Source organism: Algoriphagus chordae (genome assembly GCF_003254055.1).
GTDB lineage: Bacteria > Bacteroidota > Bacteroidia > Cytophagales > Cyclobacteriaceae > Algoriphagus > Algoriphagus chordae.
This window is the reverse complement of sequence record NZ_QKZT01000009.1, coordinates 229,866-243,623: the sequence shown is the minus strand read 5'-3', so window position 1 is coordinate 243,623 and position 13,758 is coordinate 229,866. Positions and strand designations below refer to the sequence as shown.

The 13,758-nt window shown below is 41.8% G+C and carries 10 protein-coding genes and 2 rRNA genes; 11 read left to right on the top strand and 1 reads right to left on the bottom strand.

The annotated features are described in order from the left end of the window. The 11 genes from LV85_RS12050 to LV85_RS12000 all read left to right on the top strand — a co-directional run. A 23S ribosomal RNA gene (locus LV85_RS12050) occupies positions 1-257 on the top strand; the annotation flags it as partial. A gap of 134 nt (positions 258-391) precedes the next feature. Further along, positions 392-503 (top strand): 5S ribosomal RNA (gene rrf, locus LV85_RS12045). A gap of 1,263 nt (positions 504-1,766) precedes the next feature. Continuing rightward, positions 1,767-2,981, top strand: coding sequence for an arginine deiminase (locus LV85_RS12040; protein WP_111319717.1), 1,215 nt, complete (start codon positions 1,767-1,769; stop codon positions 2,979-2,981). A gap of 776 nt (positions 2,982-3,757) precedes the next feature. Further along, on the top strand, positions 3,758-6,184 hold the full coding sequence (locus tag LV85_RS12035) for a heavy metal translocating P-type ATPase (RefSeq protein ID WP_111319715.1): 2,427 nt from the start codon (positions 3,758-3,760) through the stop codon (positions 6,182-6,184). Between the two features lie 3 nt (positions 6,185-6,187). After that, a complete protein-coding gene (gene ccoS, locus LV85_RS12030; protein ID WP_111319713.1) occupies positions 6,188-6,376 on the top strand; it encodes a cbb3-type cytochrome oxidase assembly protein CcoS in 189 nt (62 codons plus the stop codon). Continuing rightward, positions 6,369-8,495: a cytochrome-c oxidase, cbb3-type subunit I gene (gene ccoN, locus LV85_RS12025; protein WP_111319711.1), complete on the top strand. Its 2,127-nt coding sequence runs from the start codon at positions 6,369-6,371 to the stop codon at positions 8,493-8,495. Before ccoS ends, ccoN begins: the two co-directional genes overlap by 8 nt. An 11-nt stretch (positions 8,496-8,506) precedes the next feature. Further along, entirely contained in the window at positions 8,507-8,692 is a 186-nt protein-coding gene (locus tag LV85_RS12020) for a cbb3-type cytochrome c oxidase subunit 3 (protein ID WP_111319709.1), read from the top strand. After that, positions 8,689-9,624 carry a cbb3-type cytochrome c oxidase N-terminal domain-containing protein gene (locus LV85_RS12015; RefSeq protein ID WP_111319707.1) on the top strand — a complete coding sequence of 312 codons (936 nt, stop codon included), beginning with the start codon at positions 8,689-8,691 and terminating at the stop codon, positions 9,622-9,624. Before LV85_RS12020 ends, LV85_RS12015 begins: the two co-directional genes overlap by 4 nt. 50 nt (positions 9,625-9,674) lie before the next feature. Continuing rightward, positions 9,675-11,087 carry a cytochrome c oxidase accessory protein CcoG gene (ccoG, locus tag LV85_RS12010; RefSeq protein ID WP_111319705.1) on the top strand — a complete coding sequence of 471 codons (1,413 nt, stop codon included), beginning with the start codon at positions 9,675-9,677 and terminating at the stop codon, positions 11,085-11,087. 24 nt (positions 11,088-11,111) lie between these two features. Further along, positions 11,112-11,537 (top strand): FixH family protein, encoded by a 426-nt coding sequence (locus LV85_RS12005; protein WP_111319703.1) that lies wholly within the window; start codon positions 11,112-11,114, stop codon positions 11,535-11,537. After that, complete coding sequence (locus tag LV85_RS12000) at positions 11,538-12,239, top strand: sulfite exporter TauE/SafE family protein (protein WP_111319701.1); 702 nt, start codon at positions 11,538-11,540, stop codon at positions 12,237-12,239. It abuts the gene before it with no gap. Between the two features lie 74 nt (positions 12,240-12,313). On the opposite strand, the gene hemN is transcribed toward LV85_RS12000, so the two are convergent. Beyond that, entirely contained in the window at positions 12,314-13,672 is a 1,359-nt protein-coding gene (gene hemN, locus LV85_RS11995) for an oxygen-independent coproporphyrinogen III oxidase (protein ID WP_111319699.1), read from the bottom strand. Positions 13,673-13,758: the final 86 nt, after the last annotated feature.

Here is a 13,758-nt window from a genome sequence, read left to right as displayed (position 1 = left end):
GGGAAGTTTGCGAGGACCTGACCTTAGTACGAGAGGACCGGGTTGGACTGACCGCTGGTGTACCGGTTGTGATGCCAATTGCATTGCCGGGTAGCTACGTCGGGAAGAGATAAGCGCTGAAAGCATCTAAGTGCGAAACTCCCCTCAAGATGAGACTTCCAAATAGGGCCGTCAGAGACGATGACGTTGATAGGCTACAGGTGTAAAGGCAGTAATGTCATAGCTGAGTAGTACTAATTGCCCAAAAACTTACCCTACGTTTGTTACAGTTTCTGCAAAGACATGTTAGTAAAAAAGGCTGGAAGTCGGAAGACCGAAGACTGAAGAACTTAAGATATTATATGGACGAATGAACATCCGGCAACGGACACCGGTCATCGGACATCAAGATTTAGGCGGCCTAGCGCAGGGGTCCCACCTCTTCCCATCCCGAACAGAGAAGTTAAGCCCTGCAGCGCCGATGGTACTGGGGTTACACCCGGGAGAGTAGGTCGCCGCCTCATTTATTCAAAAGCCAGCTTTAACAGCTGGCTTTTTTGCGTTCAAGCCTTTCTTATTCACTCAGCAGGACAGCCGGGAGAGCAGCCCACGATAGGAATCGGGGGCCGCCTCATTTATTCAAAGCTGGTTGGTTCATTCCAAAGGGCTTTTTGGTTTTAGAGCACATTGTCTGCTAAATAACCCTGTAGAGCAGCTACCAATAGGAATCGGGAGCCATCTTGTTTAATCAAGCTGGTTGGTTCATTCCAAAGGGCTTTTTGGTTTTAGAGCACATTGTCTTCTAAATAACCCTGTAGAGCAGCCACCAATAGGAATCGGGAGCCATCTTGTTTAATCAAGCTGGTTGGTTAATTCTAAAGGGCTTTTTGGTTTTAGAGACTTTTTGCATATTACCCCCAATCGAGTAGCTACCGATAGTGATTGGGGGTAGCCTCATTGTAAACTCGAAAGTGCAGCCTACGATAGGTATCGGGAGTCACTTCATTTATTCAAGACGGTTGGTTAATCTTCTGAGGGTGGAGAAGTACCTAACCTAAGGTAAAGGTTTAGCAAAATAGGGTAGTGCTGTACCAAAGAAAAGGTACAGCTGTATTACCATAAGGTACAGGTGTTACCAAATAATGTACAGCTCTAGGCTAGGTGCCTATAGGTGAACCTTCAGAAGGAACACTTGTACGAAAATAGCGTACTGCTGTATCCGAAAAAGGTATAAGACTAGTTTCCGAAGGTTTATGCGTATGCAAAAAAGGTAGTGCTGTCTTCAAAGGGCAATCGGCTTTCCTGGGGTAAGTAGGGCCATATTGCGAATTCATTCACCACGGGTTTCGCCCATGGATCCGCCATGCCGGACACCTTATTCAATGTAAAATCCCTTTAGGATCAGTCCTCGAAAACGCTTCACCAGAGATAAATTGTTGTATGACCGCGAAGTGGTCGAACCTTTCAATACCTGTGCGCCGTGGCGTAACCGCGGGTGCAACCCGTGGAAAGAGAAGTTATGAAGAAAAACCGAACGACCCTGAAAGGGTCGAACTTTAGGAATCAGGATTGCAAATCCTTGATAATATGAAAGCGTAAATACAATCTACGCTTAGAGTGGTGTCAAATGCTTAACGCAGGCAAAGGATTTTAGATGTGACTACACCACATTTTTAAAGTAATTTAAATACAGCTTGAGCCGTTGCTTATAATATTCTTATTGATATAGGTTATTTATTGAATTATTGATAATTTATAGATTCAATTGCTGTAAAATACGTAATCCTATGAATCTAAGACTTAATTCAGAATTCGGTACGCTCAAAGCTGTTTTGATGCATAGACCAGGGAAGGAAATTGACCGATTGACTCCCTATAATAAGGAGTTTTTACTATTTGATGATGTGCCTTACCTGGAAGCTTTGCAGAAGGAGCATGACACTTTTTCCAATCTAATCAAGGAGTCCACCGGCGCTCAAGTGTTTCAGTTGCGGGAATTGCTAATTCGGGTGCTATACGACCAGAAGATTTTGCTACAGCTGATGCAGGAGTCGCTGAAGCGATCTGGGATGGTTCATCTGGCGGAGGATATTTTGGAGCGATATTCTACTGCTGAATGCGCAGGGATTTTGACAGCAGGTTTGAAGGTTCATGAGCTGAGGAGAAAGCTACCTAAACTGAATGCGGGTGAATTGATGGAGTTTGCTTTCGTGATCTCTCCCTGTCCCAATCTGTATTTTCAGCGGGATCCTATGGCTTTGACCCCGGGAGGCATTATTTTCTCCAGCATGCGCATGGAAGGTAGGCAGCTAGAGGCGGATTTGCTTCGGACAATTTTCGAAAATTACCCTGATTTCAAAGACAATATCAATAAGCTCTATCCTGTGGCAGGGCATGATAATCCGCCAAGCATTGAGGGCGGGGATGTAATCATCCTTTCCCAAAAGGCCGTAGCCATCGGGAATTCAGAGAGAACGGATGAGAAGGCAATTTACCATGCCGCAAAGATGATGCTTGCTGAAGGGACTGTAGAGCGGGTGTATGAGGTGCATTTGCCAAATAAAAGACAGTTTATGCACCTGGATACGGTGTTTACTATTCTGGATGAAAATCTGGTGCTCACCTATCCGGATGCGATGAATGCGGTGCTTCAAACTTCATTGTACACACTGAAAGAGATCAAGGATGATAAAGTCCATATCAAGCGGGAAGTGTTGAAAGAATCCTTACTCACGGTGCTGGAGCGGGAAATTCCTCATTTGGAGATCTTGCATACAGCCAATGGCAACCCAGATTATGCCATGCGGGAGCAGTGGTTTGATGGGGCAAATGTCTTTGCGATCGGCCCACGAAGAGTGATTTCTTACAATAGAAATATTCACACCAACCGCGCTTTGAGAAATATGGGAGTGGAGGTGCTTGAAATCCCATCTTCCGAACTTTCCCGAGGTCTCGGCGGCCCTAGATGTATGACTATGCCGATTAGCAGGTCGAGAGTGTAGAGTTCAGTTCGAATGCTAAGAGGTTTGGTTTCCCCAAATTCAGGGAAATTGGACGCATTTGTACGTTGAAAGAAAGCTGAATGAGTTTTCGTGTTTACTGAAAAAGCGAGATAATCTTATAGAAGGTAGCTGTGACGACTACGTTATGTTTTGTCTCAAAAACCTATACTACTAGGCTTCTGTGGATAGTTAAGCACTGATTTTATAGGAAATGAATAGCTGGAAAGTGTGAATTCTAAGTTGAGATGTCGTATCAAATTGGGAAATCAGACGACCCTGAAAGGGGCTTTTTTGCGTTCAAGCCTTTCTTCTTCACTCAGCACCACCGCCGAGAGCGCAGTCCATAAAAGGAATCGAGGGCACCTCTTTTATTCGAGTCGGTTGGTTAATTGGTTGTCGAGATTAGTGCCGCTCGCCTAATAAATTTGTTTTGAAATATACTTTCTCAATTCTTTATCGCTCCCTAAGATATAAAGTAGATAAAAATAGTCTAATGGTTGAGGTAATGAATTCTTGTTGCAATATTTTTAAACATTAGTTATGCAGGCTTTCTATCTGTTACAATCTTAAGTTGGGACTTGAAAGTTGATTATTGTCATGTTTCATAGTGTTTTTCATCTGGATTAGTACTTTCTCAATGCTATAATTTCGCACAAGAAAAACATAGTTGTAGTTTAGGGGATCGATTGAGAGATGACCTGGTTTTAGGAGGCCTACCCTCGGTAGTATTCTTTATCCTGTGCTTTTGATAGAATATTTTAGTAAAATTGAAGGTAATGAAGCCTGAAATAATCCCAACCCATACTGTATCCTGTTTTCACTGTGGTGAGGATTGTGAAGAGTTGATGATTGTGTCCGAAGACAAGAGTTTTTGTTGTCAAGGATGCAAGCTGGTTTATGAGGTGCTTTCCGAAAACGATCTTTGTAATTACTATGATATTGCCAATCATCCAGGAGAAAGTCAAAGAAGTAAAAAACTGCAGTCTAATCGATTCGACTACCTAGAAGATATTGAGACGGCCAATCTCCTATTAGATTTTCAGAACGAAACTGAAAGTCATCTTACTTTTCATATCCCGATTATCCATTGTGCCTCCTGCATCTGGCTACTGGAGAATTTGCATCAAATTCACTCTGGGGTTTTTTCCAGCCGTGTTGATTTTCTAAAGAAAAAGGTTCAGATCAAGCTGATTCGTGATAAAATTACGGTAAAAGAGCTGGTGAGTTTACTCTCCACGATTGGGTATGAGCCTCAGATCAACCTTTCTAATCTTGATAAAAAACAAGGGGTTGGGCTCGATAAGCGCTTAATTCAACGTCTTGCAGTAGCTGGTTTTTGCTTTGGGAACATGATGCTATTTAGTATCCCTGAGTACTTTTCTGAGGCTGATCTGATTGATTCCTCTTTTCGGGGATTGTTTAGCTATCTCAATGTGATACTGGCGATTCCAGTAGTAGTCTATTCTGCTAGCGATTATTATCGATCCGCATGGAATTCTCTCAAGCAAAAACAGATCAATATGGATGTCCCTATTGTACTTGGGATCATTGCCTTGTTTGTTTATTCACTATGGGAGATTTTTGCCTTTCAGCGATCTGGCTACATGGATAGTCTTGGAGGGCTGCTGTTTTTCTTACTTCTCGGCAAGATTTACCAGCAAAAAACCTTTTCTACCCTTGAGTTTGATCGAGACTATAAATCCTATTTCCCTATTGCTGTCACCAAAATCGTAAAAGATCAGGAAGATGTTATTCCACTTGCCAAGCTACAGGTAGGGGATGTTATCTTGGTTCGTGATGAGGAATTGATTCCTGCGGATTCCCTATTATTGAGTACCATGGCAAGTATTGATTATAGTTTTGTGACTGGAGAAGAAGTGCCAGTACCAAAGCAGAAAGGGGAATTAGTCTATGCTGGTGGACGTCAGAAAGGAGCTGCCATCTTATTGACCGTTCAGAAATCACCATCACAAGGGTATTTGACTGATTTGTGGAATAATGAGACTTTTGAAAAGGGAAAGGAAAGATTACTTGAACCACTGTCCACCAAAATCTCAGCAGTATTTACCTGGTCAGTGCTGTTCATTGCGGTTTCATCTTTTGCCTATTGGGCATTCATAGATTTTTCGATTGCTATCAAGGTTTTTGCCTCGGTGCTGATAGTGGCTTGTCCTTGTGCTTTGGCCATGTCCACTCCATTTACCTTGGGGAATACGCTTAGGATTTTTGGAAAAAGTAAATTTTACCTTAAAAATGCTTCTGTTGTCGAGCGTTTAGCATTAATTGATACGGTGGTCTTTGACAAAACAGGTACGCTCACAGATCCTGCAAATGCCAAGATCAACTATATTGGAGAGGTACTTTCAGATGAAAGCAAGGCAGTTTTGAAATCAATGGTAGAGCGATCTACCCATCCACTCAGTAATAGAATTAATCACTGGTTGGGTAATGTAACAGGACTAGCACTGGATCAAATTGAAGAAATCAAAGGATCAGGAATTCAGGCAGGCTTCAAAAATCAAATTTTCAAACTTGGCTCAAGAAAGTTTACAGGATTCATAAGCCTGATTAACAATCAAGCTGGAAATATTGTCTCCTTGACTGTAGAAGGGCAGGAGTTAGGTTGTTTTTTCATAGAATCAGGTCTGAGAGAAAAAGCGTCTGAGGTCGTAGAACGACTCAAGTCAGATTATGAGATACACCTCTTATCAGGAGACTATGCCCATGAGCAATTGTACCTTGAGGAAAAATTGGGTAGTGGTATCACATATAATTTCAAGCAAAGTCCTAGCGATAAACTTAGCTACCTAAAGGATTTGAATATCAATCACCACAGCCTAATGGTAGGAGATGGTCTCAATGATGCTGGAGCCTTGCAAGAAAGCCAAGTGGGCGTGGCGATCTCAGATAGAGTAAGTCATTTCTCTCCGGCTTCTGATGCTATAATGGATTCTGAGGTATTTGGAATGATTCCGAATTTTTTAAGTTTCGCAAAATCTAGTAGGCATATTATCAAAGCAAGTTTTATATTAAGTTTATTATATAACTTCGTTGGACTTAGTCTAGCAGTTCAGGGACTTTTGAGTCCGGTGATTTGTGCGATTTTAATGCCATTAAGTAGTGTGTCGGTGGTAGTGTTTACCACATTGACTACTAATTATGTGGCATGGAAGAAAGACTTATTAACTTTTAAACTGTTTTAAATTATGGAGGTCATTTTTCTGTTAATAGCGATCAGTCTAATTCTGGCAGGCACTTTCCTGTTCTTGTTTTTCAAGGCAATGAAAAACGGGCAGTTTGATGATAATTACACCCCTTCGGTAAGAATTCTTTTTGAGAATAATTCTAAAAAAACTAAAAAAAATCAACCATCAAAACCGAAATCCTATGAATGACACTACTCTGGAGAGGTTCCAATATGACAATAAGATTGTCAAGTATTTTGGAGCCGCGACAATTATCTGGGGCATAATAGGGATGCTGGTCGGCATACTTGCTGCGACACAGCTATTCTTACCTGAAGCCAATTTGGGTAATCCCTACACTACTTTTGGGCGTATAAGGCCGCTACATACGAATGCTGTGATTTTTGCATTTGTTGGTAATGCAATCTTCGCTGGCGTCTATTATTCCATGCCAAGGCTTCTGAAAGCTCAGATGTGGAATAAGTCACTTAGTTGGTTTCACTTCTATGGTTGGCAGCTGATTATTCTTGCAGCTGTTTTAACCTTGCCTTTGGGGCTAACATCCTCTAAGGAGTATGCAGAATTGGAGTGGCCTATAGATATCGCTATTGCAGTTGTGTGGGTAGCTTTTGGTGTCAATATGATTGGTACCATTCTCACACGAAGAGAACGGCACATGTACGTGGCCATTTGGTTTTATCTGGCTTCTTTTATCACAGTTGCAGTCTTACATATTGTGAACTCCTTGGCTTTGCCTGTTTCTTTTATGAAAAGTTACTCTGCCTACGCTGGTGTTCAGGATGCCCTAGTACAGTGGTGGTATGGTCACAATGCGGTGGCATTTTTCCTAACGACTCCTTTCCTAGGATTGATGTATTATTTCCTGCCAAAGGCAGCTAATAGACCAGTTTATTCTTACAAGCTATCTATCATTCACTTCTGGTCACTGATTTTTCTATACATGTGGGCAGGTCCGCATCACTTGCTGTACACTTCACTTCCTGAATGGGCACAAGTATTAGGAACGGTGTTTTCAGTGATGCTTCTAGCTCCGTCTTGGGGAGGTATGGTCAACGGCCTACTTACCCTGCGTGGAGCTTGGGATAAAGTAACCACTGACCCAGTATTGAAATTTATGGTAGTAGCGATCACCGCTTACGGTATGGCTACTTTCGAAGGTCCAATGCTTTCATTTAAGAATGTTAGTGCAATTGCGCACTATACGGATTGGATTATTGCCCACGTACACATTGGTGGTTTGGGATGGAATGGTTTCTTGACTTTCGGTATGCTTTACTGGATGTGGCCTCGACTATTCAAGACAAAGATTTACTCTGTTAAACTTGCCAATATTCACTTTTGGTTAGGTGTATTTGGAATTCTTTTCTATGCACTTCCTATGTATGTTGCTGCTTTGACTCAATTCTTAATGTTGAGAGAATTTGATGAGATGGGTAAATTGGCTTATGGTAACTTCCTACAGACGGTAGTAGAATTGGTGCCAATGTATATGCTGAGAGCTGCTGGAGGATTGATGTATGTGAGTGGGGTGATTCTGATGGCTTATAACATGGTGAAAACTGCGAAGCAAGGAAGCTTTGTAGAGACAGAGGAAGATTCTGCACCTGCCTTGGCTAAGAACTACAATCCAAAAGGTGAATTCTGGCACAGAGCATGGGAGAGAAAGCCTATCTTCTTTGCAGTTTTAGCTACTGTAGCCATCCTAATTGGAGGTGTAGTGGAGATAATCCCAACTATTTTGGTGAAATCAAATGTGCCGACTATCAGCTCGGTGAAACCTTATACAGCGCTAGAGTTGGAAGGAAGAGATATCTATATTCAAAATGGTTGCGTTGGCTGTCACTCACAGATGATTCGACCATTCAGATTTGAGACTGAGCGCTATGGAGAATATTCCAAAGCAGGTGAATTTGTGTATGATCGTCCTTTCCTTTGGGGATCCAAACGAACAGGACCTGATCTTCATCGTGTAGGTGGAAAATATCCAGATAGCTGGCACTATTTCCATATGGAAGATCCTCGTAGTATGTCACCTGGATCATTGATGCCACCTTATCCATGGTTGCTGACTAATGAATTGGACATTTCAGATTTACCAGCAAAAATCAGAACGATGCAGAAGCTAGGTGTTCCATATCCTGAAGGCTATGATGAGCAGGCTGCTGCAGATCTTCAAGCTCAGGCAGCTGGAATAGCTACCAACTTAGAAGACGCAGGTGTGGCTGTATTGCCAAATTCAGAAATCGTAGCATTGATTGCTTACTTACAGCGATTAGGTACAGATATTAAGGTCTCATCATCTAAATAACCGGAGAAATCATGTACAAGGAAGTATTAAGATCAATGGAAAATGTAGAGATATTCCCGATTATCTCTCTAATCATATTTGTCCTATTTTTTATAGGTATTGCTATTTGGGCGATGAGAGTCCCAAAGGATTACATTGAGCATATGAGTTCTCTGCCAATGGATGATGACAACGAAATAACTGACTACCAGCCATGAAAAAATATTTAGCCTTTTTATTAATGATGGGTATTTCGGTATTCATGCCCGTATTTGCCCAAAATGATGCAGCAAGCACTGCTCCTTTGGATAAAAATCAACTGACAATACTTATTATCCTTGGAGTGATTCTGGGGATGATTCTGTTGTTGCTTGTGCTTATAGTTTATCTGATGTCCTTTATGTCCGAAGTGTTCCGAAAGGATGATCCTAGCATGGCTGATGAGCCGAGCTGGTGGGAGTCTTTCAAAGAACGTTTTGTTACCGGTGATATAGAAGAAGAGCAGGCTGGCGGTAAGTTGATGACCGATCATTCCTATGATGGGATTCAAGAACTGGATAATTTCATGCCTCCTTGGCTTCAGTATGTCTTTACAGGGACGATCATTATAGCGGTAGTCTATTTTGGATACTATACCGTTCTTGGCTATGGGCAAACTGGTATTGAAGAATATGAAGAAGAACTTCGGATCGCAGCTGTAGAAGCGGAAACTCGCGGTGTGAGTATGTTGGCAGCTATGGATGAGACCAATGTAGAAGTAGATAATTCTGCTGCAGCGATAAGTGCCGGTAAAACCATCTTTGGTGCAAACTGTGCAGCCTGCCACGCAGCTGATGGCGGTGGTGGTATTGGTCCAAACCTAACAGATGAGTATTGGCTTCATGGTGGCAGTATAAAAGATGTATTCTCTGTTGTAAAATATGGTGTCATTGAAAAGGGAATGGTACCTTGGGAAGATCAGTTGAGTCCTAAAGAGATTCAAGATGTATCAAGCTTTATTCTCAGTCTAGTAGGTACAAGTCCTGCTGCACCGAAAGCCCCTCAAGGAGAACTATATTCTGGTGGAGATGAAGCTGCTCCTGCAGAAGATTCTTCAGCTCCGGCAGATAGCACAGCAGTTGCTTCTGATGCCATAGCTGAAGCTGAATAAATTATCATAGCCGGGAATTATCTAATTCCCGGCAAAATTAGCCTAGTATTATGGCAAAAAAGAACCCACATTTAAATCCTGATACTTTCAGAGATGCACTCGCTACTGTCCAAGATGATGGGAAACGAAATTGGGTTTATCCCAAGAAAATCAAAGGGTATTTTTATAAATACAGAACTTACTTTTCTTGGTTTTTATTAGCGATATTATTTGCTGGGCCATTTATCAAAGTAGATGGAAGACCTTGGCTTCTGTTCAATATTTTTGAGAGGAAATTCATCATTTTTGGAGCAGTATTCTGGCCGCAGGACACCTATTTGCTCATTTTCCTCTTACTGATATTCGTTGTCTTCATTATACTCTTTACCGTAGCTTTTGGCAGGGTTTGGTGTGGATGGGCATGTCCGCAAACCTTATTTATGGAGATGGTTTTTCGTAAGATAGAATACTGGATTGAAGGGGATGCCAATCAGCAAAGAGCATTAAATGCACAAGCATGGAATTCGGAGAAGATTAGGAAGAAAACCATCAAGATTACCATTTTTGCAGTAGTATCATTGCTGATTGGACACTTGGTGATGGCCTACCTGATAGGAGTAGACGAGGTGCTAGATATCGTGTCATCACCACCTACGGAACATATGGCGGGTTTTCTAGGTCTGTTGGCTTTCTCAGGGATATTTATGTTTGTGTTTACCTGGTTTAGAGAGCAAGCATGCCTGGTGGTCTGTCCCTACGGTAGACTGCAGGGAGTCATGCTGGATAATAATTCCATCAACGTGATGTATGATTACGTACGAGGCGAACCCCGAGCTCCTATTCGAAAAAATGTAGCTGAAAACACGGATAAAGGCGATTGTGTAGATTGCAGCCTTTGTGTTCAGGTGTGTCCCACAGGAATTGATATTCGAAATGGGATTCAGATGGAGTGCGTAAACTGTACTGCCTGCATAGATGCTTGTGATGAGGTGATGCTGAAAGTAGATCGACCTACAGGTTTGATCCGGTACGCTTCGGAGAATAGCATTAAGCAAGGCTTTGAAAAGCTCTTTACCAATAGAGTCAAGGTTTATATCGTGATTCTTACCTTGTTGATCGCTGCATTCGTAGCTTTACTCGCGACGCGGGATGATATTACAGCTACTGTCACACGATTCCCTGGGATGACTTATCAGGAACGTGAAGATGGTATGGTGACTAACCTTTATCAGATTACCTTGATCAATAAGACCTACGAGCCACAGCAAATTTCGCTGAAGTCGCTTGCCGATGGAATGGAGGTAGAGATAGTGGGAGAGCAGCATTGGATGCTGGAACCACAATCAAAGTTTGAGGGCAGGTTCTTCTTGGTAAGAAAGCAAGATGAAGTAAAAGTCAATCAGGAAAAAGTCGAGATTTCAATCCTTCATTTGGATCAGGAGATAACTCATATCGAAACTAATTTCACGGCGCCGATAAAGTAAGTTTGGATTTTAATTTGGGAAATTATGAATTGGGGAACAGGGATAGTACTTACTATAATAGGTTTCGTAGCATTGATTATGACTATGGTAGTGATATCGGTGCGTATGGATGGAATAGAATTGGTGACCGAAAATTACTACGAGGAAGAGATAAAATACCAAGATAGAATTGATGATTCGAATTCTGCGATGCAACTGGATAGAGAAGTCATTTCTTACAATTCCCAGTCCAAAGTAATCGAGCTTGACCTTCCTAATGGTACCATCGGTTCGTTACAGCTTTTTCGTCCTTCTGATTCGTCCTTAGATCAAAAAATAAAAGTTGAAGTGACTCACACTGGAAAAACCGAAGTGTCTCTAGATCAATTGAAAACTGGATATTGGAAGGTTCAACTCAATTGGTCTGAAAATGGAGTCGATCGCTATCAAGAGAAAAAAATAACCATTTAAATGCTGTGGACAGCCTTTCTGCTAGGGTTTCTAGGATCATTCCATTGCGTAGGAATGTGTGGCCCAATCGCGTTGGCTGTTGGCGGAAACAAAAGGAGGTCTTATTTTTCTCACAAAATCCTCTATAATTTAGGTAGAAGTATCACCTATGCGGCCTTAGGCTTAGTAGTTGGTAGTCTAGGTTTTTCGCTATCGCTAGCTGGATTTCAGCAAGGGTTTTCGATAGCCATGGGCATCATAATATTGATTTTTGCAATTTCCTACAAACGGGCGGACCAGTTTTTGGCGATTCCAGCGCTGTCTGGGATAGTTGTCTGGGTGAAAAGGCAATTAAATAGATTTTTGAAGGCGGGTGGTTCTGCTGCATTTTTTGCTACAGGACTAGCCAATGGTTTGCTCCCTTGTGGGATGGTGTATATGGCATTAGTCGCTGCACTAGCTCTACAAAGCCCATTACTGGGAGCTACCTATATGTTCTTTTTTGGTATAGGGACAATTCCTCTACTTCTAGTCTTGATGTACTCTGGGAGTATCTTTTCTGTTCAAGTAAGACAGAGTTTTCAAAAAGCAATTCCGTATGTAGGTGTAGTTATTGGTCTCCTTTTTATTTTCCGTGGCCTCGGGTTGGGAATGTTCTACAGCCCAGATCTACAGATGTACGACTATGGAAGCCAGCAAGTAGAGATTACCCTATGCCCTTGATGAATTTTATTTAGAACACAGGAGATCCATTCCTGGAATGCCTCACAGGAGGCAAGTAAATTTCTGCTTTCTCCTTAAATAGTTTTACTGAAAAGCTCTTTTTTGGATTGATTCGCCGCTAGTCTAAGATCGATTTGAGCACAGATATTCCGGATGAAACTCATTCCTTCATCGCTCATGCTAAGATTGGTGGTTTCAATTGAAATAAGTCCATCCCATTCCATTTCCTTAAGATTCCAAATCTGAGTTTCTGTAAATTCCTCCCAGATCTCTATAGGTATTTCAGCCTGCTGTTTGCAAATTAAATCAAGTATAATACCTCTGACCTGAATGTCGAGATCACTGAGCTCATGTCCTTTTTGTATGGTCCAATTATCCTTCAATACTTCCGATTGGTATTTCTCAATTACCTTTTCATTTTGAGCATAGGCGTAATAGATATCACTAATACTGCTTGCTCCTAATCCGATTAGAATTTTGGAAGGCAAGGTGGTATAGCCCATAAAGTTTCTGTGGAGATTGCCATCAAGCTTAGCTATATACAAGGGGTCGTTTGGCAAGGCAAAATGATCCATACCAACCTCTTCATAACCCATCTCTAAGAGCAGAGCTTTTCCAGTTTCATACAATGCCCGCTTTTCTTTTTCTGTGGGTAGAAACTTCTCAAAACTCCTTTGAGAAGGAAATGCACTTGGTAAATGGGCGTAGCTATAAAAAGCAATTCGATCCGGTCTTAGGGATTGGACTTTTCTGAATGTATCAGTCAAGCTCTCCAAGGTCTGATGAGGTAAGCCATAGATCAAATCATAATTGATCGAAGTATAACCTAAAATCCTCGCTGAATCAGTTGCATACTTCACCTTTTCGAAAGGCTGAATTCGGTGGATAGCAGTCTGCACTTGCTCATCAAAATCTTGGATCCCATAACTCACCCGGTCAAATCCTAGGTCATTAAGTGTCTTCAGATGCGCGAAAGTGGTATTGTTCGGATGTCCTTCAAAGCTGAACTCTACATTTGGCATTTGCTCAGAGTCTTTGAGAATGCTTGAAATTAAGTCATGTAGATTGGCAGGGTCAAAGAATGTCGGAGTGCCTCCACCTAGGTGAATGCCTGCGATTTTTGGTTTCTCGTCAAATAGCTCAATATATTTTTTCCACTCAGTCAACAGTGCCTCAATATAAGGAGCCTTGACGTCCATGTTCCGAGTAATACGCTTGTTGCAGCCGCAGTAAGTACACAAACTTTCACAGAAAGGAAGGTGGATATAGATCGAAATTCCTTCTTCCATACCAAAGTGTTGAAAAGCTTTTTTTACTAAATCCTCCCACGACTCCGACTGTAGCGTATTTTCCCATAGCGGGACAGTTGGATAAGAAGTATATCTAGGTGCAGGACTGTTGTACTTTTGTAAAATTTCTGGTGATAACATCATAGAAGACCATTTCCTGCGAAGTACGATATCTCAGGGGTCTTTTATAATGATTTCTGTATGGGTGAAAACTGATATAGATCAGTGTT